Source organism: Pseudomonas sp. Sample_22 (assembly GCF_004307635.1).
Lineage (GTDB): Bacteria > Pseudomonadota > Gammaproteobacteria > Pseudomonadales > Pseudomonadaceae > Aquipseudomonas.
The window spans coordinates 131,665-151,362 of sequence record NZ_RCNY01000048.1 but is presented as its reverse complement, the minus strand read 5'-3'; the positions used below and the strand labels follow the sequence as shown (position 1 = coordinate 151,362).

The following is a 19,698-nucleotide window of genomic DNA, read 5'->3' as shown; positions in this document are numbered from 1 at the left end:
CCACGCGGAGCGTGGGAACGATCATGAGGGTGCATTGCCACGCGGAGCGTGGGAACGATCATGAGGGTGCATTGCCACGCGGAGCGTGGGAACGATCATGAGGGGGTAATCAAACTCTCCCGACAATCGAGCACCAGCCGCGCTCCACCCAGTTCACTGTTACCCACCTCCAGCGCAAACCCATGCAGGCTTGCGATGGCTGCGACGATCGACAGGCCCAGGCCGAAACCGCTTTTCAGATTGCCCGCTTCGGCGCGATAAAAACGCTGGAACACGGCTTCGCGTTCGGCTTCGGGAATGCCCGGCCCGGAATCGAGCACTTCGATGCGGGTATGTCCGTCATGATTGATCCCGCGCAAAATCACCTGGCCGCCGGGCGGGGTGAATTTGATCGAGTTGCTCAAGAGGTTGGCCAGCGCTTCGAACAGCAAGGCGCGGTCGCCATTGAGTGGCGGCAATGATTCAGGCAGTTGCAGCTCGAACGTCAGGCCGTCGTCCTCTGCCAAGGGCAGATAAAACTCATGCAACTCTCGCAACAACGACACCGGGTCCAGTTGCACGAAGCCGGAGCGGCGCTGGCGATCCTCCAGTTCGGAAATCCGCAGCAGGCCACGAAACCGCGCCATCAGCGTGTCGGCTTCGCCCAGCACCAGATCCAGTTGCGCCGCTTGCGGCGTACCTTCACCGGCTTGTTGTTGCATGCGGTAAAGCTGCGCGCGCAAGCGCGTAAGTGGCGTGCGCAGGTCATGGGCGATGTTGTCGCACACGCCTTTGACCTCATGCATCAGGCGCTCGATGCGTTCGAGCATGGCGTTGACGATGGCCGCAAGCATGTCCAGTTCATCCCGGCGATTGGACAGCGGCAAGCGTCGGGTGAGGTCGCCGGCGACGATGGCTTCGGCGCTGGCCTGAATCGCGCGGATCCGCCGAAGCGGGCGGCGACGCAACAAATGCCAACCGACGATGCCCGGCAGGATGGTCAGGGTCACACCCCAGAACAGCGCGTGCAGAATGATCCGGGTGACGGCAAACAGCGAACCGTTGTCACGCACCAGCACCAGCAACAGGCCGTCGCGGGTCTGGGTCGCCACGGCATCGCAGCTGTCATTGGGCAGCGTCGGGTCGTCGGAGTCGGCGCAATCGCTGAGCATGTGGATCTTGCCGTCCAGCGGCAGGCCACGGGGGATGTGGTCCAGGGCGCCGCTCAGATATCGGTGCTGCTGATCGAACAGGCCATAACCGTCGATGCCGCGGATATCGAAGGTCATGCTGACGGCGAGCGCGTCCACCAGTTGTTCGCCCTGGAATCGCGAAAACAGATGCTGACGCTGCATCAGCGAATGCTTGGCCAGGTTGTCGAGGTAGGCGGATACCTCGAAGTACATGACGCCCATGAGAATGCCGCTCCAGACCACGAACAGCGCACTGTAGAGCGCGAGCAAGCGACTGCTGGAAGAGCGCCAGCCTTTAGACGGGTTCGGCAATGACATAACCCGAGCCTCGCACGGTTCGAATCAAGGGGACATTGCCAGGTGGGTCGATCTTTTTGCGCAAGCGGCCAATGTGTACGTCGATCAGGTTGGTGCCGGGGTCGAAGTGATAACCCCAGACTTCTTCGAAAATCATCATCCGCGACAGGATCTGCCCAGTGTTGCGCATGAGGAATTCCAGCAGTTTGTATTCGGTGGGCAACAGCGTGAGCAATTGCCCGTCGCGGCTGGCTTCGTGGCTGATCAGGTTCAGTTCCAGATCCGCTACCCGTAACGTGGTGGCCTGGGCGGTGCCGGTGTTCTGCCGACGCAGCAGGACTTCGACCCGGGCAGCCATCTCATCGGTGGCGAAGGGTTTGGTCAGGTAGTCATCGCCACCGGCGCGCAAACCGCGCACGCGCTCATCGACGTCGGAAAGGGCGCTGATCATCAGGATTGGCGTGGCGACACCCATGGATCGTAGCGTGGTCACAATCGCCAGGCCGTCGAGTTCGGGCAGCATGCGGTCGAGGGTGATCAGGTCATAGTTGCCGCTGACCGCTCGTTCCAGCCCTTCACGGCCGTTGTCGACCCAGTCGACGTCGAGGCCGTGGCTGCTCAATTCAGCGACGATTTCACGGGCGGTCACGGCGTCGTCTTCAATGGTCAAGATGCGGGTCATGGGGCTGGCCTGATGAAATGTTCACAACGTTGTGCAGCATTTTGCCAAGAAATGATCGCAGGCTTTCTAAATAAAAGTTCATGGACGCTTCAATGCATAAAACCCGCTGAGTCTGCCCGTTCGTTGCATATTGCAAGAAGCTGCGAAGTTCAAACTTTTTATCACGTTGAAAAACAAGGATTTATTCCAGGTGCGCGGCTGGCACGGTGTCTGCAATTGCTATTTCGAGAGTTGTAACACCATTTTTCTGCCTGGAGCGACAAAACAATGAATAGATCCTCTGATGGTTTCTATCCTGCCGTAGATGAGGCGAGCACGCTTTCGGGTGTGTCATGGGGGGCGATTTTCGCCGGGGCCGCCGCTGCCGCGGCGTTGTCGCTGATCCTCGTGCTGCTCGGTTTTGGCCTCGGGTTCTCCGCGGTTTCGCCGTGGGCCAATGAAGGTGTGAGCGCCAAGACCCTTGGCGTTTCGACGATTGTCTGGTTGGCCTTCACGCAAATCGTTGCATCGGGGCTCGGTGGTTACATCGCCGGACGGCTGCGGGTGAAATGGGCCTTCATGCACACCGATGAAGTTTACTTCCGTGACACTGCCCACGGTTTTCTGGCTTGGTGCGTGGCGACGCTGGTGACTGCAACGCTGGTGGCCGGTTCGGTCAGCAGTGTGGTCAGTGGTGGCGTGCAAGCCGGGGCGCAAGTCGTCGGTGGCGCCGCCAGTGCTGCCACGCAAGCGGCGGGCACGGCGGCTGCCAACACCAACAGTGATCAATACGGTTATTACATCGACAGACTGTTTCGCGATGATCGTCCGGCTGCCGTCAGTGATGATGCCGCCCGTGGCACCGTGACCCGCATCTTCGTGCGCTCCTTGAGCGACGGGCAACTGTCTGCCGAAGACCGTACCTACCTGGCGCAATTGGTCGCACAGCGGACCAACCTGACCCAGGCCGACGCGGAGCGTCGTGTCGATGAAGTCTATGCCCGCACGCAAAAAGCGGTGGCCGATGCCAAGCAGGCCGCGCAAGAGGCGGCAGACACCGCTGCCAAGGTCGCGGCCTGGAGCACTCTTTGGATGTTTGTCGCGCTGTTGGCGGGTGCATTCTTTGCCAGCCTGGCCGCAACGTTCGGTGGTCGTCGCCGGGATGCCGTTGTGTACCTGGAAGCCGACGACTATGTAACCACCACTACGAATCGTTAAATCAGGAGCATCATCATGCGTTCATTACTGCTGTTCTTTCTCGGCGTACCGATCCCGATCATCATCCTGATCGCCTTGTTAATGTAATCCCATCCTTGTCGGTGCTGTACCGCGCCATCGCGAGCCATCTCGCGATGGCGTTCGTTTATGTGGCGATTCAGCGCAGACCCGTTCGGGCGCCCACCTTGTCTGCGCTTCAGGGACAGGCAAACGCAGCCGTTTATCTTCTATATACCTGTGCTGGATTGAATTTCTTGCTATAAACGCACTCCGATAGCCACCTCGATGCCTGCCATAGAGCATTTTCGTGGCTTTGTCGGACAAATTCGCTGTCTTTTCAGTTGCTGAGGCCTCGACTCGGCCTTAGACTGCCGCCCCTCGTAAATTGAGTGCCGGGTGGCGCTTGGTATAAACGGCGCCTTTCCGAAGACCTGTACCGGTCTGCCGGAACGCTCCCTAATTCGCCTTAATGCACGTTTTTTTATAGAGATATCAATGACAAAGGACAAGTTGCTGGCCATGCCGGCGGATGACTACATGAACGCCGAGCAACACGCTTTTTTCACTGAGCTGTTGCAGAACATGAAAGTCGAAACCCATGAGCGCATCGAACAGAACCGCATCGCCATTGAAAGCCTGGATACTCCGGCCGATCCGGCTGACGCGGCTTCCGTCGAAGAAGAGCGTACCTGGCTGGTGAACGCGATCGATCGCGACCAGCGTATGCTGCCTCAGTTGGAACAAGCCCTTGAACGCATCAAGGAAGACAGCTTCGGCTGGTGCGACGACAGCGGCGAGGCAATCGGCCTCAAGCGTCTGCTGATCAGTCCGACCACCAAGTACTGCATCGAAGCTCAAGAGCGTCACGAGCAAATCGACAAGCACCAGCGTCAGGCCTGATTCTGCGGGGTAGCCCATTAAATCGGGCTGCCTTTGAAAAGATCGCAGCCTTCGGCAGCGCCTACAGGTTCAAGTGAACCCGAGCAGGCGCTGCAGAAGGCTGCGATCTTGCTTTTCGACGTCTACAGAAATCCCTCACGTCTATTGATCTACTGCAACGTCCACGACTAAAGGCTCATAGATAATGGCCCTATAGTGGCGTTTAATGCGAAGACAACAATTAGAAGATGTTTGGGGTGACAACGATGACGAGAGACGAGTCTCTGGTTGCGGCCGTGCCTGCACCAGTATTTCTGCCGAAAAACCGCTGGTTCGCACCGACCCTGCAAAGTATCGCCCTGATCTTGTTGCTGTGTGGCATGACATTGGCAGGATGGTCGCTTTACCTTGGGCTGCCGTTGGCTGTGCTGATCATCTGGCTGCCTCGCCTGCGTTCACGCGCAACGCCCCAAGCCGCGCCCCTTGATACAGCCAGTGCCATTTCCACGCTGACTCGCGATCTCTCCTACACCACCAGTCACAATGCGCTGTCAGCCGCTGGCGTGGCCTTTTCGGTCAAGCAGTTGGCCGACAAGCTGCAATCGCAACTCGGCGCTGCCGCACAAATCGTCAGTAACGCTGAGGTCATGATCGCTACCGAACAAGCCACGTCGATGCTCAGTCGAGAGGCGTTGAGTGCTGCCAGTGAGGCTCATCAGAGTGGTGCAGCAGGGCGCGCCGAGTTGATCGAGTCGATTGCGCGCATGCATCAGCTCAGCCAGCGCGCCAACAGCAGTCGTGAATTGATCGAAGCCTTGAGCCTGCGCAGCGATGATATCCAGCGCGTTACCCTGGTGATTCAGTCCATCGCCAGCCAGACCAACCTGCTGGCGTTGAACGCCGCAATCGAAGCGGCAAGGGCTGGAGAGCACGGCCGTGGTTTCGCGGTGGTCGCCGACGAGGTGCGCGGGCTCGCTGCGCGAACAGCAGCGGCGACTGGAGAGGTCGGCGAAATGGTGGCCGATATCCGGCAACGCACCGCCCAGGTGGTGGAACAGATCCGTCAGCTGTCCAGCGACCTGGACAGCGGTGTCGAGCAGGTCGAGCACACCGGTCAGCAACTGGAAAACATCGCCCGCCTGGCCGCCAGCGTCGAGAATCAGGTTGGGGAAATCGCCCGCGGCGCCGACACCAATCGCGAGCAACTCGATAGCTTGTTTCACGCCATTGAACAGATGCGCAGCGACCTGGCGATCAGCGACCAGCAGACCCGGCGCCTCGCCGAGGCCGCGGTACAGATGGAAGGCCAGGCCGAAACCATCAGCGAACGCCTGGCTGAAGTGGGTCTGGATAACTATCACCAGCGCATCTATGACCTGGCCCGGGAGGGTGCCAGCCAGATTGCCGCGCGTTTCGAAGCGGACATTGATGCAGGCCGGATAAGCGTCGATGACCTGTTCGATCGAAATTATCAGGCGATCCCCAACACCAGTCCGGCGAAGTTCCAGACTCGTTTCGACCGCTACACCGATCAGGTCTTGCCGAGTATTCAGGAACCGTTGTTGCCGCGTCATGAAGGACTGGTGTTCGCCATCGCCTGCACTCAGCAGGGCTACGTGCCGACCCACAACGCGGTTTTCAGCCAGCCACTGACAGGCGATGCCGAGGTCGATACCCTGCACAACCGAACCAAACGCAAATTTGCTGACCGCACGGGGATCCGCTGTGGCAGCCATCAGCAACCAGTGTTGCTACAAACCTACACCCGTGACACCGGTGAGCTGATGCATGACCTGTCAGTGCCGATCATGCTCAAGGGGCGGCATTGGGGTGGGTTGCGCCTGGGTTACAGGCCGGAAAAACCGCGCTAGTGCAAGCGCACGCGTGCAAGGCTGCCTGGTTGGCACAGTTGAAAGCCGAGCCCGTGGCAGCCAGCACCCATGCCGCTAGTGAACCTGGTGCATGCGCAGGTTGAGGTCGTCGACCACCCGCGCCCAGTCGGCGTCTTCGCGCAGTTGTTCTTTGAGGAAACTGGCCTGCTGCGGTGTCCAGAACTCGGCATCAATGAGCTTCTTGTCATCGGGCAGCGGCGAATGGCTGGCAATGAAATCGTCGATAGCTTTCTGGGTGGAGTCCAGGCCGAGCTGGTCGAACAAACCTTTCAAGTCGTGGGTCGGTGATTCCATCTTCATCTCCTTGCTGATAATCGGTCGCGTACGAGCACTGAGCTTCGGCTCCATTACCTCTGAGCAAGCCGCGTTCCAGTAAGTTCGAAAGCGATGTTCAAACGCAGCAATGAGCATAGACGGCTTGAAACCGGCTATCAGGCTTTCAATGCACCGGCGTCGACGGCAGCCTTCAGTTCCCGAGCGGACTCCTGCGCAGCGATGGCGGCGACTTCAGGGGTTTTGAACCAGCGATCTTTTTCGACCTGATGATAGGTCACGGCTTTTTGCGGTGGCTTGGCACGCATGACAATCACCGCCTGGAACTCGCCCTCAACTTCTCTGGCTTCGCCCCGGATAAAAAACTCACCGATATCAAATTCCGTCACGTAGCAGCCTTCCCTTGGAAATATATTGTTATGTTCAACGTCGTCCTCTTTGGCGGGACGCGTTTAATGGGTTCGGCAGTATGGCAGCAGTTGCGGGCCGGCGGCTGAGTTAAGTCGCCGGCACGACGAAACGTTTGAAGGCTGCGGTGCGGCAAAGGAGTCAAGTGGGCGTCTCAAGCGCACGGGCGAGGGCGCAGGCTTCGTTATGATCGCCACGGAAACCTCTTACATGCCCCGTGGAAATTTCTTTTATATGGAAGAACGCATTCCCGGCCAGGACTACCTGAAACCTGGGTGCTCGATGAACATCACAGTGCGGCAACGCCGCCGGATACGGGGTTGAAGAGGTACCGGTGCTGGGAATCTGTGGGTGGGCGAAGTGTGTCAGTGTGCACATATGAAGTCCTTTTCGTTGTTTTGCCGACGTATGTACGTCGTTATGGGTAGTCTCAATGAGCATCGCTGCTCTAGAATCGGCATCACTGGTGGGTGATTGATGGTTATCTAAAGCAATTTTCGGCTGGCGATATGTCAGAAAAGTGCTTTTTTTTAAGAGTTTTTTCCCTGAAGTTGATAGTCCGTATTTCTCTGGCTGTAAGAAAGGCGTTTTCCTTCAACCTTTGACGAATGCCAGGCAAGGCGACACGAGCGATGTTCCAGTAGTCTGCTCAAGTCTCGTGATGGATGAGTCCTCTACTCGTTCAGGCTTTCAACCCGGGTCTTTCGGTTGCATTTTCGGCATTGCCGCCTTTTTCGGCTGTGCGCCTTTTCCGCGTGCGGCATCATTTTTAGATGTGGGGATGTTTCCTTGGCAGTAAGTAATCTTGATATGCATGCGTTGTTCGTTCTGGGTGATTTGCGCGCGAAGCTGGTAAAACTGTTCCAGTCACGTTTCGTCTACATCACCGAACAGAGTGCCGAAGGCATTTATGTGGCCGAGATCGATACCGAATCAGCATTGGTGGTGGACGACAAACCCGGACTCAAGCTCAAGGTCGGCGATCATTTCAGCGCATCGGTGTTGCCCAGCCGTGAAGGCGGCAAGCTGGAAATCAAGTTTCGCGAAATCAAACTGACGGTCTATGGCCTGGGCGACTATGCCTTTGTCACCACCGCCGATGGTCAGGCCATTCTGTTCAAGGAAGGTCATAGCGTGGTCACGGTGTTTGCCGCCCACCAGCAGTTGCAGGAAGGCCTGACCAAAACCCTCAAAGCGGTAACCGCCAAGGCAGCCAAATGGCGCAAGGGCGAACTGGTGACGTTCAAGGCCAGCGAGTAATGACCCGGAACCGGGCCGACTTTCACCAACAGAACCAGGCTGGCGCACAAGCTGAAGCCTTGCGATTGTTCGAGCTCAAAGCTGTGCTGCAGGGCGCCTGGCTGAATTGGGTGGCGTCACAGATCTACGCGCTGCGGCCGGCGGAGTACGCCAGCATGGTCAGAAGAGAACTGGCGCGCTTGCAGGAAACTTCCGAAAATTGATCCATGCCCCTCGAAAGCAGGAACCTCTACTACAGTCAGTTGACTGATTATTCAGAGGCTTTGCGGTCTTCTGCCAGGCCATCCTGCGATTGCTGTGAACAGCGCGAGGTGCAAAAGCATGAAAGGTTTTCGACGGTTGCTGGCTGCGCTCCTGGCCACTTGCGGTTTGATGACATCACCCGTTCCGGTACTGGCCGCTCAGGCGCCTATACATTTCGCCGACCTGAACTGGGAAAGCGGCAGCCTGATTACCGACATTCTGCGGATCATTGTCGAGAAGGGGTATGGACTGCCGACCGACACCTTGCCGGGTACGACCATTACCCTGGAAACCGCCCTGGCCAACAATGACATCCAGGTGATTGGCGAAGAGTGGGCCGGGCGCAGTCCGGTGTGGGTCAAGGCCGAGGCCGAGGGCAAGGTCGCGAGCCTCGGCGATACGGTCAAGGGGGCCACCGAAGGCTGGTGGGTGCCGGAATACGTGATCAAGGGTGATCCGGCCAAGGGCATCAAGCCGATGGCGCCGGACTTGCGCAGTGTCAGCGACCTTCCCAGGTACAAGGACGTGTTCAAGGACCCGGAAACCCCGAACAAGGGGCGCTTCCTCAACAGCCCGATTGGCTGGACGTCGGAAGTGGTCAACAAGCAGAAGCTCAAGGCCTATGGGTTGGACGACAGCTATGTGAACTTCCGCAGCGGTTCGGGGGCGGCGCTGGACGCCGAAATCAGTTCTTCGATTCGCCGGGGCAAACCGGTGCTGTTCTATTACTGGTCGCCGACGCCGCTGCTCGGTCGTTTCAAACTGATCCAGCTGGAAGAGCCGCCATTCGACGCCGAAGCCTGGAAGACCCTGACTGACGCCGATAACCCCAATCCGCAACCGACCCGCTCGCTGCCCTCCAAGCTGTCCATTGGCGTGTCCACGCCGTTCCAGAAGCAATACCCTCAGATTGCCGAGTTCTTCGCCAAGGTTGATTTTCCGATCGAACCGTTGAACAAAGCCCTGGCTGAAATGAGCGAAAAACACACAGCGCCGCGTCAGGCGGCCGAGGATTTCATGAAGAAGCATCCCGACGTGTGGAAAGCGTGGGTGCCGAAGGAGGTGGCGGACAAGGTGTCTGCCGAGCTCAAATAAAGTGTGAGTCCGCGACCGCCTTCGCGAACAAGCCCGCTCCCACATTGGTTTCAGGGGACCAGAAATTGCGTCGACCTGGATCTGAAGTGGACGTGGGCTTGTTCGCAAAGCTTTTTGAAAGTTGCGTGTTGCCCCCTCGTTTATCAGCTTGCGTACCAGCGGTCGTGCACATCAAGAAAAGCCGGCTAGGATGATTTGACCAAATCCCTTTCAAGGATCTTCAACCATGACCTTTGCGTTGGCTCAATGGCTGGTGACGATATTTGCGGTGATTGCTCTGGTACACGTTTATTGGGCGTTCGGCGGCGAATGGGCGTCGGTGGCGGCCGTTCCTCAAGTGCCTCAGGAAGGCGGCAAGCCAATGCGCCCGGCCTTCAAGCCGCGAGGCTGGCTCACGCTAATGGTGGCGGCAGCCTTGATGGTGATAGCCCTGTTGGTGTGTTTGCGAGTCGGCTGGTGGTTGCCGCAGGTGCACCATCAAGTGTTGCAGTGGGTCATCAGTGCAGTTGCGCTGTTGCTGTTCGCCCGGGCCATTGGCGATTCGGAGCTGGTGGGTTTTTTCAAGGAGATAAAAGGTTCCAGGTTTGCCCGGTGGGATACCTGGGTTTACTCGCCGTTATGTGTGGTGTTGGGAGGCGGGCTGTTGGCGGTGGCCTGGATCTGAACAGCCAACCTGTAGGCTCGCTCCTATGTGTTTTCCGTACGCCGACTCGAAACCTCGGCCGGCACATCATCCCCAGCCATGCGCTTGCGAAAGAGTGCCGCCCGCGCCAGTAACAATGTCGTGACCGGAACGGTGATCGCCAGCAGGATCGGAATCAGCCAGGCATGCAGCACCGGCGTGGACTTCAACGCCGAAAAGTAGATGATCGAAGCCAAGGCCACGCACCATGCGCCCAACGTCGAAGCCAGGGCCGGCGGATGCATGCGCTGGAAGTAGTCCTTCATGCGCAGTAATCCCGTGGCGCCAATCAGCGCGAACAGGCCGCCGAGCACCAGCAGGATCGCCACCGGAATTTCCACCCAGAGAGACAGTTCTGCGTTCATTCGATCACCTCGCCGCGCAGCAGGAATTTCGCCAGGGCAAACGAGCCGACGAAGCCAAACAGCGCGATCAACAGCGCCGCTTCAAAATACGTGTCACTGGCATAGCGAATGCCCAGGGTCAGCATCATCAGCATCGCGATGATGTACAGATAATCCAGCGCCAGAACCCGATCCTGGGCTGACGGACCTTTGAACAGGCGGATAAGCGTAAGGATCATCGCCACGGAAAACAGGAACAGGCTGAGCAAAATCGCGTTCGACAGCAGGGGACTCATTCGAAGATCTCCATCAGCGGGCGCTCGTAAGTCACCTTGAAGTGTTCAATGAACTGCGCTTCGTCATCCAGATCGAAAACGTGCAGCAACAAAATGCTGCGGTCCAGCGCCAGTTCCGACCAGACTGTGCCGGGCACCACGGTGCAGATCATCGACAGCGCGGCCAGGCCATTGGCATCGCGCAGGTCCAGCGGCACTTTCACGAAGCGTGAGCGGGGCGGACGGCGGCCGGCATTCAGCACGCCCCAGGCCACGGCCAGGTTGGACGCCAGCACATCACGGCCCACCACCAGGAACAGGCGCAGGATCACCCCCGGTCGGCGAATGCGGATCGGCAGCGGGCGCAACTTGCGCATCATCAGTGGCGCACAGACCCCAAGCACGGCGCCCAGCAGCAGGTTGCCGGGGCTCATCGACAGGTTCAGCGCCAGCCACAACAGCCACAGGGCCAGTGACAACCACGGCGCAGGAAACAGACGCTTCATGGTTGAACCTCCAGCAGCGCAGCCCTGGCTTGCGGACCTGGCACCGCGCGGGTGCCGAGCACGGCCATCACGTATTGCTGCGGGTTGTTCAAGGCATGCGCGGCTGCCTGGGTATAACGCAACAGCGGCTCGGCCTGGAAGGTCAGCGCAATGCTCAACCCCAGCAGCGCGAAAATCGGCACGCACTCCAAGCGCCGCAGCACGGGCGATGGCCGTTCTGCCGGGGTCCAGAAACGCTGAATGCCCAGCCGCGAAAAAGCCAGCAGCGAGGCCAGCCCGGAAAGAATCAGCAATGCCAGCAAACCCCATGCGGCATTCGAGATCGGCGCTTCACTGCCATTGCCCAAACCCATGGGATTGAGCAGGGCGCTGAGCAGGCTCAGTTTACCGATGAACCCGGACAGCGGCGGCATGCCGATGATCAGCAAGGCGCAGGCGATGAAGCTCAGGCCGAGAAATGCCATGGTCCATGGAATCACTTGGCCGACCACGGCTTTGCGGTCGTCGTCGAGGTTGATGCCTTTGGCCGGATGCAGCGATTCCAGCGGCCGCGGCAGCATCTCGTTTTCATCCTCCAGCGGGATTTCGTTGGCCGAGCGCGAACGTTCGATCAACTCGGCCAGCAGGAATAGCGCGCTCAAGGCCAGGGTCGAACTGACCAGATAAAACAATGCCGCGCCAATCAGGTTGGGCTGGGCGAAGCCAATGGCCGACAGCAGAATCCCCGCTGACACCAGAATGCTCAGGCTGGCCATGCGTTCCAGGCGCTGCGCGGCAATGATCGCCACCGCTGCGCAAATGATGGTTGCCATGCCACCGTAGATCAGCCAGTCACCACCGAAGTACGCCGACGCTCCGGCCTGTCCGGAAAACAGCAGCGTCCACAGGCGCAGCAGGGTATAGATGCCGACCTTGGTCATGATCGCAAACATCGCGGCGACCGGCGCGCTCGCCGATGAATACGCCGGCACCAGCCAGAAGTTCAACGGCCACATGCCGGCCTTGGCCAGGAACGCTACCGCCAGAATCCCCGCGCCGGCATGCAGCAGTCCGCGATCGGCTTGCGCTACCAGCGGGATTTTCAGTGCCAGGTCCGCCATGTTCAGGGTACCGGTGACACCGTAGATCAGCGCTGCACCGATCAGGAACAGGGTCGAGGCCAATAGGTTGATCGAGATGTAATGCAACCCCGAAGACACCCGCGCCCGACCCGACCCATGCAGCATCAGGCCATAAGAAGCGGCCAGCAGCACCTCGAAGAACACGAACAGGTTGAACAGGTCCGCCGTGAGGAACGCGCCATACAAGCCCATCAACTGAATCTGGAACAGCGCGTGGAAGCTCGAGCCGGCGCTGTCCCAGCGCGCCATGGCGAACAGCAGGGCGCAGACGCCGATGATCCCGGTGAGCACCAGCATCAACGCAGACAGACGATCGACCACCAGCACCAGGCCGAACGGCACTTGCCAGTTACCCGGCAGGTACACGCCGATGGAGCCGGGCACGTCAGTGGTTTGCGTCCATTGCAGCAGCAGAACGGAGATGCCGAGTCCGAGCAGGCTGGAAAACAGATTGATTTTGGCTTTGAGCGGGCGATGTTTCTCGCCGAGCATCAGCATGATCGCGGCGGTCAGCAGCGGTAGCAGGATGGGCGCGGCGATCAGGTGCGTCATTGCATTCATTCTTTAGGCTCCCGGCCATCCACATGGTCGGTGCCGGTCAGGCCCCGGGAGGCCAGCAAAACCACCAGAAACAGCGCGGTCATGGCGAAACTGATGACAATCGCCGTCAGCACCAGCGCTTGCGGCAAGGGATCGGTGTAGTGCAGCAGGTCCTGCGGTACGCCGTCCTTGATGATCGGCTCTTTGCCGATGAACAGGCTGCCCATGCTGAAGATGAACAGGTTGACGCCATAGGACAGCAGGCACAGACCCATGACCACCTGGAACGTCCGTGGACGCAGGATCAACCAGACGCCGGACGCGGCCAGGACGCCGATGGCGATTGCGATGACTTCTTCCATCAGACGGCCTCCTTGATGGCGACGGGTTTCGGCTGGGCCGCGGTTTTGTGACCGCGGACCGATTGGTGCGCCAGCGCTGTGAGGATCAACAGCGTCGAACCGACCACCACCGCATACACGCCAACGTCGAAGAACAGTGCGCTGGCGAGGTGAATATCGCCCAGTAGCGGCAGGTCGAAATGCCAGGTATGCGTGGTCAGGAACGGATAGCCGACCACCATCGCACCAAGCCCGGTGAGTGTGGCGAACAGCAAGCCGACACTCATCCAGCGCAGCGGCCGCAGGCTCATTTGCGCCTCGACCCACTGGGTACCGGCAACCATGTATTGCAGGATGAACGCCACCGACATCACCAGCCCGGCAACAAAGCCGCCGCCCGGTTGGTTGTGCCCACGCATGAACAGGTAGAACGACACCACCAGCGCAATCGGCAGCAACAGGCGCACCAGCACCGCCGGCACCATCATGAAGCCGAGCGCGGTGTCGCTGGCGTGACGCGGGTTGACCAGGTCGGTGACCACGTCAGGCGCGAGCAAACGCTGTTGAGCGGGCAATTGCAGGCTTTCTTTCGGTGGGCGGAACCGCCGCAGCAGGGCGAACACCGTCAGCGCCACAGCCGCCAGTACGGTGATTTCGCCGAGGGTATCGAAGCCGCGGAAGTCCACCAGCATGACGTTGACCACGTTGCTGCCGCCACCTTCGGGCAAGGCTCGGCTGAGGTAGAACGAAGAAATGTCGTTGGGTGTCTGGCGCGTCAGCATCGCGTACGACAGCAACGCCATGCCGCCGCCGACCACGATCGACAGCAACAGGTCGCGGATACGCCGGATGCGCGCCTTGCGCAGGCTGCTCGGCAGTGGCGAAACCTCTTCGATCCGTCGCGGCAACCAGCGCAGGCCCAGCAGGATCAGCACGGTGGTCACCACTTCGACCACCAGTTGTGTCAGGGCCAGGTCCGGCGCCGAGAACCAGACGAAAGTCACACAGGTCATCAGACCGCAGACACTGACCATGGTCAGGGCCGCGAGACGGTGGTACTTGGCCTGATACGCCGCGCCGAGTGCGCAGGCAATCGCCAGCAACCAGAGGATGACGAACACGATCGAACCCGGAATTTTCGGCCGGTCGCCCCAGCTCAAGCTGCTGTGCAGCATCGGAATCAACCCGGCCAGTACGGCGGCGAGGACCATCAGGAACAATTGGGTTTGCAGGCGCTTGGTACTGATGCGCCGTTCCAGGCGCCGGGCCATGTGCATCTTGAGCACCAGCGTCAGTTCGAACAGGCGCTTGCCGTTCAATCGACCCACCAGCGGCGGATGGCTGAAGCGACCGCGCTTGAGCTGGTTGCGCAACAGCAGGTAGAGCAGCACACCACAGGACATGGCGATCAGGCTCATGATCATCGGCGCGTTCAGGCCATGCCAGATGGCCAGGCTGTACTCCGGCAATTGACCGCCAACCACCGGCTGCGCCGCCGCCGCCAGCAACGGGCCGACCACTTGCGCGGGGAAGATCCCGACCACCAGGCAAGTGAACACCAGCAGCTCGACCGGCGCGCGCATCCAGCGCGGCGGCTCATGCGGGGTGTGGGGCAAATCGGTGGCGGGCGGGCCGAAGAACACATCCACGGTGAAGCGCAGGGAGTAGGCGACGCTGAAGGTCCCGGCGATGGTCGCGACGATCGGCAACGTCGCTTCGACCCAGGCCGTGGCGTTGATGAACACGGTTTCGGCGAAGAACATTTCCTTCGAGAGAAAGCCGTTGAGCAATGGCACGCCGGCCATGGAGGCGCTGGCGACCATGGCCAGGGTTGCGGTAAACGGAATCAGTTTGACCAGGCCGCTGAGTTTACGAATGTCGCGGGTGCCGCTTTCGTGGTCGATGATCCCGGCGGCCATGAACAATGAGGCCTTGAACGTGGCGTGGTTAAGAATGTGGAACACCGCGGCGACGGCGGCCAGCGGGCTGTTCAGGCCGAGCAGCAGGGTGATCAGGCCCAGGTGGCTGATGGTCGAATAGGCCAGCAGACCCTTGAGGTCGTTCTGGAACATCGCGCAGTAGGCACCGAGCAACAGGGTGCAGGCCCCGGCGCCGCTGACGATGTAGAACCATTCTTCACTGCCGGACAGCGAAGGCCACAGCCGCGCCAGCAGAAACACACCGGCCTTGACCATCGTCGCCGAGTGCAGATAGGCCGACACCGGTGTCGGCGCCGCCATGGCGTGGGGCAGCCAGAAGTGGAAGGGGAACTGCGCACTTTTGCTCAGTGCGCCGATCAGGATCAGGGGGAGCAGGATAGGGTAGAGGGCATGTGCGCGAATCAGCTCGCCGGCGGCCAGGACCTTGTCCAGGTCATAGCTGCCGACCACATGGCCGAGCAACATGACCCCCGCCAGCAGGCACAATCCGCCGGCGCCGGTGACCATCAGCGCCATGTAGGCGCCACGCCGCGCATCGGCGCGGTGGTGCCAGTAGCCGATCAACAGGAACGAAAAGAGGCTGGTCAGCTCCCAGAAAAATACCATCTGGATCAGGTTGCCCGAGATCACCAGCCCCAGCATGGCCCCCATGAACGCCAGGAAAAACGCGAAGAACCGTGGCACCGGATCATCCGGCGACATGTAGTAACGGGCGTACAGCGACACCAGCGCGCCGATGCCCAGCACCAGCATCGAAAACAGCCAGGCAAAACCGTCCATGCGCAGGACGAAATTCAGCCCCAGGCTCGGCAGCCAGAAGAATTCTTCACGGATCACGCCGCCATCGGCGATTTGCGGGTACAGGAGGGCGACCTGGACGGTGCCGATCAGGGCAACCAGGCCAGCCAGCAGCGATTCGGTATTACGCGCATTGTGTGGCAGCACTGCTGCCAGACAGCTGCCCATGAAAGGCAGAAGCAGTAGAACTATCAGGGACATAGGCTTCTAATCTGCGGAAGTTTGTGAAGCATCATACGTGCCAGCTCCCGGATCACCAAACGCCAAGCTGTCGCAGAATCCTACAAGGTAGACGGAAAAAGCCTGTTTCACATGGTTTCAAGCAACAGCTTTGCCGATCGTTCCCACGCTTTGCGTGGGAGTGCCTCAATGGACGCTCCGAGTCCGGCTGTAAAGGGACGCGGAGCGTCCCGGGCTGCATTCCCACGCAAAGCGTGGGAACGATCAATGCTCCGCTTCGCGGTCCAGATCGTCCTCGATTTCAACAGCCGCCTTACCCTTGGTCTTCAACTCACTGACAATCACCGCCGCCACGATCAACCCTGCGCCCAGCAAGGCAATCGCCGGCAAACGTTCCCCGGCAATGCGGCCGACAATCCCGGCCCACACCGGCTCGCCGGCATAAATCAACGTAGCGCGGGTCGGCGAAACGCTCTTCTGTGCCCAGTTCATCGCCACCTGGATCGCCGCACTTGCCGCGCCCAACCCCAAGGCGCTGCACAACAGTAGCCAGGAGAAGTCCGGAATATGTTCCTGGGTCGGCACTACCATCAGGAACGACAGCAGGGAAGTGACTGCCAGTTGCACTACCGTCACGCGTTTAACATCGACCTGGCCGGCAAAGTTGCTGATCAGAATGATCTCCGCCGCAATGGCAATCGCGCTGATCAATGTGGCAATTTCACCGGGGCTGAAATTCAGCTCAGCGCCGGAAGGCCCCGACAGCAGCATCAATCCGGTAAACGCCAACATGATCCCGATGCTCGGCATCAGCCCCGGTCGACGGCCCAGCACCAGCCATTGCAGCAATGGTACAAAAGGCACGTAAAGCGCAGTAATGAACGCCGACTGGCTGCTGGGAATACTCTGCAAGCCAACGGTCTGCAAGCCGTAACCGAGCATGATTGCCACGCCGATAAAGGCGCCGGCCTTGAGTTCGAACAAAGTAAGTTGTCGCAGGCTGCGCCAGGAGAACAAGGCGACGATGATGGCGGCAGCGGCAAAGCGCAGGCCGACGAAAAACATCGGACCGCTGACGGTCATCGCATGCTGGACCAGCAAAAAGGTCCCGCCCCAGACCATGGTGATCAACACCAGTACGCATTCGGCCTTGCTGAGCCGAAGGAAGCGGGAGGAATTCTGAGAGGTGTTCGCCGACGTCATGATCTTGCGTGCTACCTGAGGGGGACGCACAATGCGCCGGAAGTTGGGCAGTATACTGCGCAGCACCATCAAGTGAGCAATATAGTGCACAAAGATTCCACGCAACGGGCTTCGGTCCTCCAGCACGTCAGCCAGAACGTTCGACGTCTGCGTCATGCCGCCGACATGAGCCAGAGTGCTTTGGCGGAAAAGTCCGGTGTCAGCCGCCGCATGCTGGTGGCTATCGAAGCCGGTGAAAAGAACGTCAGCCTGACCACGCTCGACCGTGTGGCCGAGGCGTTGGACGTGGCGTTCAGCGATCTGATCCAGGCGCCCGATGCCCGCGACCATAGCCGCATCAACGAACTGGCCTGGGCCGGTACGATCCCTGGCAGCAAGGCCGTATTGCTGGCCAAGGCCAATGCCACCCGAGAAGTCGAACTGTGGGAATGGCGCCTTGAACCGGGCGAGCATTATCCGTCGGAGCCGGATGCCGATGGCTGGAGCGAGCAGTTCTACGTCTTCGAAGGTTGCCTCACCGTGATGGTGGGCGATGTACCGCACACGATCGCCGCTGGTGAGTTTTTCATGTTCTCCAGTAACCAACCGCATTCCTATCGCAACGATGGATCGGTGGCGGTGCGGTTCGTGCGTAACGTGGTGATTTGAGCCAGTCAAGTGGCGTCAGCGAGTTGCTGGTCAAGGCGAATTGCATGATGTCTACTCAGGTAAACAGGGAACAGTGAGAACGGCATGAGTGAAACCCAAAGCGGACAGGCGCCCGACGCCATTCGTCACGCGGACATCCTGATCATCGGTGGTGGCCTCAGCGGCGCGATGTTGGCGGCGCAGTTGTTGCGTCTGCCGGGCAAGCGCAACTTGCTGGTGATCGAACCGCGCGCCGAACTTGGCCGCGGCGAGGCCTACAGCGCTGTGGAGCTGGGCCATACGCTCAACGGCAACGCCGCGCGCATGAGCGTCGACCCGGACAACGCCGATGACCTGACCCAATGGCTGACCGAATACATTGCCGCCGGTGGCTGGCCGGAATCGGATGAGCAGCCTGTGCCGATCAGTGAATTGTTCCCGCCGCGGGGGATATTCGGCCTGTATGTGCAGCAGCGTCTGGCCGAGGCGCAGGTGGTGGGCGCTCTGCACGGTTCGACGGTCGAACATGTGCGCGCCGAGGTGGTGGATCTGCAAACCGATGCGCAATCGGTGCGTTTGCATTTGAGCGACGGCCAGCGCTTGCAGGGCTCGTTCGCGGTGCTCGCCACCGGAATGTTCCCCGCCGCGCGCACACCGCAAACCCAATCCAGTGGCTTGAACGCGGCGGCGCTCGATCCGTGGGATGTGGCGGCGATGCAGCAGCTCGATCCACAGTCGACAGTGCTGATCATCGGCTCTGGCCTGACCATGGTCGATGCCGTGGTGTCGTTGGAACAGGCCGGGCATCGCGGGCCGATCGAGGTGTTTTCCCGTCACGGCTTGCTGCCCCACGTGCGGCGGCAACCACCGGCCTGGGTGGATTTTCTCGCGCAGGACCACAGTATCCGCACACCTCGCCAGTTGATGCGCGAACTGCGTCGACATTGCCGCGAAGCCATCGCCCAGGGCATCGACTGGCAAGCGCCGCTGGATACGGTGCGCGCGCATATCGGTCGCTTGTGGAATCAGGCGACCGATGTGCAGCGCCGACAGTTTGTCCGCCACGTGCGACCATGGTGGGAAAGCCATCACCACCGCTCGCCACCCCTGAGCGCCGAACTGGTGGAGCGCTTGCACGGGGAAGGGCGGTTGCGGATTCAAGCCGCATCGTTCAAAGGGCTGGAGCCTGCTGCGAACGGTGGCGTGAGCATTCGTATTCGTCGCAGAGGTGAAGCGCAAACGGTTGTCGTCAGTGGCGCGGCGTTGATCAACTCCAGCGGCATCGAGTACGACTGGCGGCGGGTGGCGCGGCCATTGCCCCAGCAATTGCTGGCACGTGGGCTGATTCGGCCCGGGCCATTGGCGCTGGGAATTGCCGCCGAAGCAGACGGTGCGCTGCTGGACGCCGAAGGGCGGACTGCTGAGCGGTTGTTCGCCATGGGGCCGCCATTGCGCGGGATGTGGTGGGAAAGTACGGCGGTCACTGACGTCGCAAGCCAGGCCAAGGCCCTAGCCGCTCGTCTGGTGACATCGCAAATGCTCGGGGAATGACGCTGTGGCGAGCGAGCTTTCTCACGCTTGAGTGCGTAGCGCTCACAAAAACCTGGGGCCGCTGCGCAGCCCAGCGCGAGCAAGCTCGCTCGCCACACCACACACCACAAATGCAGAAACCCCGCTTGTTTGGCGGAGTTTCCTGTTTCAAGCAGCCCAAGGCCGTTGATCAATAACGCTGATATTTGGAGC

Annotated in this window: 21 protein-coding genes; 9 read left to right on the top strand and 12 right to left on the bottom strand. The window is 60.0% G+C overall.

All coding sequences use genetic code 11. The features are described 5' to 3' along the window. Positions 1-95: 95 nt before the first annotated feature. Positions 96-1,490, bottom strand: a complete 1,395-nt coding sequence (locus tag D8U73_RS12550) for a HAMP domain-containing sensor histidine kinase (RefSeq protein WP_056856725.1) — start codon at positions 1,488-1,490, stop codon at positions 96-98. Beyond that, complete coding sequence (locus D8U73_RS12545; protein ID WP_056856724.1) at positions 1,468-2,151, bottom strand: response regulator transcription factor; 684 nt, start codon at positions 2,149-2,151, stop codon at positions 1,468-1,470. The genes D8U73_RS12550 and D8U73_RS12545 overlap by 23 nt, the downstream gene beginning before the upstream one ends. Before the next feature lie 267 nt (positions 2,152-2,418). On the opposite strand from D8U73_RS12545, the gene D8U73_RS12540 reads away from it, so the two are divergent. From D8U73_RS12540 to D8U73_RS12530, 3 genes are all read left to right on the top strand, one after another. Further along, on the top strand, positions 2,419-3,348 hold the full coding sequence (locus tag D8U73_RS12540; protein ID WP_130904622.1) for a hypothetical protein: 930 nt from the start codon (positions 2,419-2,421) through the stop codon (positions 3,346-3,348). Between the two features lie 495 nt (positions 3,349-3,843). Continuing rightward, positions 3,844-4,248, top strand: a complete 405-nt coding sequence (locus D8U73_RS12535; RefSeq protein ID WP_003225981.1) for a TraR/DksA family transcriptional regulator — start codon at positions 3,844-3,846, stop codon at positions 4,246-4,248. 245 nt (positions 4,249-4,493) lie between these two features. Beyond that, positions 4,494-6,098 (top strand): methyl-accepting chemotaxis protein, encoded by a 1,605-nt coding sequence (locus D8U73_RS12530; RefSeq protein ID WP_130904621.1) that lies wholly within the window; start codon positions 4,494-4,496, stop codon positions 6,096-6,098. A gap of 75 nt (positions 6,099-6,173) precedes the next feature. On the opposite strand, the gene D8U73_RS12525 is transcribed toward D8U73_RS12530, so the two are convergent. From D8U73_RS12525 to D8U73_RS29480, 3 genes are all read right to left on the bottom strand, one after another. Then, entirely contained in the window at positions 6,174-6,413 is a 240-nt protein-coding gene (locus D8U73_RS12525; RefSeq protein WP_056856721.1) for a DUF2789 domain-containing protein, read from the bottom strand. A 137-nt stretch (positions 6,414-6,550) separates the two neighbouring features. After that, a complete protein-coding gene (locus tag D8U73_RS12520) occupies positions 6,551-6,781 on the bottom strand; it encodes a hypothetical protein (protein WP_056856720.1) in 231 nt (76 codons plus the stop codon). A gap of 160 nt (positions 6,782-6,941) precedes the next feature. Continuing rightward, complete coding sequence (locus tag D8U73_RS29480; protein ID WP_130904620.1) at positions 6,942-7,178, bottom strand: hypothetical protein; 237 nt, start codon at positions 7,176-7,178, stop codon at positions 6,942-6,944. A 432-nt stretch (positions 7,179-7,610) separates the two neighbouring features. On the opposite strand from D8U73_RS29480, the gene D8U73_RS12510 reads away from it, so the two are divergent. The 4 genes from D8U73_RS12510 (at position 7,611) to D8U73_RS12495 (ending at position 10,062) form a co-directional block, all read left to right on the top strand. Further along, positions 7,611-8,060, top strand: a complete 450-nt coding sequence (locus tag D8U73_RS12510) for a hypothetical protein (protein ID WP_177434434.1) — start codon at positions 7,611-7,613, stop codon at positions 8,058-8,060. After that, positions 8,060-8,263, top strand: coding sequence for a hypothetical protein (locus D8U73_RS12505; RefSeq protein ID WP_130904618.1), 204 nt, complete (start codon positions 8,060-8,062; stop codon positions 8,261-8,263). Before D8U73_RS12510 ends, D8U73_RS12505 begins: the two co-directional genes overlap by 1 nt. A 118-nt stretch (positions 8,264-8,381) precedes the next feature. After that, positions 8,382-9,398 carry an ABC transporter substrate-binding protein gene (locus D8U73_RS12500; RefSeq protein ID WP_056856717.1) on the top strand — a complete coding sequence of 339 codons (1,017 nt, stop codon included), beginning with the start codon at positions 8,382-8,384 and terminating at the stop codon, positions 9,396-9,398. A gap of 226 nt (positions 9,399-9,624) precedes the next feature. After that, the gene (locus tag D8U73_RS12495; protein ID WP_056856716.1) at positions 9,625-10,062 is read left to right on the top strand and encodes a DUF3995 domain-containing protein; all 438 of its coding nucleotides are present in this window, start codon (positions 9,625-9,627) and stop codon (positions 10,060-10,062) included. 23 nt (positions 10,063-10,085) lie between these two features. Here D8U73_RS12495 and D8U73_RS12490 read toward each other — a convergent pair whose 3' ends face one another. The 7 genes from D8U73_RS12490 to D8U73_RS12460 form a co-directional block, all read right to left on the bottom strand. Further along, the gene (locus tag D8U73_RS12490; protein ID WP_056856715.1) at positions 10,086-10,445 is read right to left on the bottom strand and encodes a Na+/H+ antiporter subunit G; all 360 of its coding nucleotides are present in this window, start codon (positions 10,443-10,445) and stop codon (positions 10,086-10,088) included. Beyond that, positions 10,442-10,720 (bottom strand): K+/H+ antiporter subunit F, encoded by a 279-nt coding sequence (locus tag D8U73_RS12485; protein ID WP_056856714.1) that lies wholly within the window; start codon positions 10,718-10,720, stop codon positions 10,442-10,444. Before D8U73_RS12485 ends, D8U73_RS12490 begins: the two co-directional genes overlap by 4 nt. After that, positions 10,717-11,205 carry a Na+/H+ antiporter subunit E gene (locus D8U73_RS12480; protein WP_130904617.1) on the bottom strand — a complete coding sequence of 163 codons (489 nt, stop codon included), beginning with the start codon at positions 11,203-11,205 and terminating at the stop codon, positions 10,717-10,719. Before D8U73_RS12480 ends, D8U73_RS12485 begins: the two co-directional genes overlap by 4 nt. Further along, complete coding sequence (locus tag D8U73_RS12475; RefSeq protein ID WP_130904616.1) at positions 11,202-12,887, bottom strand: monovalent cation/H+ antiporter subunit D; 1,686 nt, start codon at positions 12,885-12,887, stop codon at positions 11,202-11,204. The genes D8U73_RS12480 and D8U73_RS12475 overlap by 4 nt, the downstream gene beginning before the upstream one ends. After that, positions 12,884-13,228: a Na+/H+ antiporter subunit C gene (locus tag D8U73_RS12470; protein ID WP_007986256.1), complete on the bottom strand. Its 345-nt coding sequence runs from the start codon at positions 13,226-13,228 to the stop codon at positions 12,884-12,886. Before D8U73_RS12470 ends, D8U73_RS12475 begins: the two co-directional genes overlap by 4 nt. After that, positions 13,228-16,146 carry a monovalent cation/H+ antiporter subunit A gene (locus D8U73_RS12465; protein ID WP_056856711.1) on the bottom strand — a complete coding sequence of 973 codons (2,919 nt, stop codon included), beginning with the start codon at positions 16,144-16,146 and terminating at the stop codon, positions 13,228-13,230. The genes D8U73_RS12470 and D8U73_RS12465 overlap by 1 nt, the downstream gene beginning before the upstream one ends. 243 nt (positions 16,147-16,389) lie before the next feature. After that, positions 16,390-17,397, bottom strand: coding sequence for a DMT family transporter (locus D8U73_RS12460; RefSeq protein WP_177336613.1), 1,008 nt, complete (start codon positions 17,395-17,397; stop codon positions 16,390-16,392). Between the two features lie 15 nt (positions 17,398-17,412). Here D8U73_RS12460 and D8U73_RS12455 point away from each other — a divergent pair, with 15 nt between their 5' ends. After that, positions 17,413-17,976 (top strand): XRE family transcriptional regulator, encoded by a 564-nt coding sequence (locus D8U73_RS12455; RefSeq protein WP_056856709.1) that lies wholly within the window; start codon positions 17,413-17,415, stop codon positions 17,974-17,976. 84 nt (positions 17,977-18,060) lie between these two features. After that, the gene (locus D8U73_RS12450; RefSeq protein ID WP_130904615.1) at positions 18,061-19,506 is read left to right on the top strand and encodes an FAD/NAD(P)-binding protein; all 1,446 of its coding nucleotides are present in this window, start codon (positions 18,061-18,063) and stop codon (positions 19,504-19,506) included. Positions 19,507-19,698 lie beyond the last annotated feature (192 nt).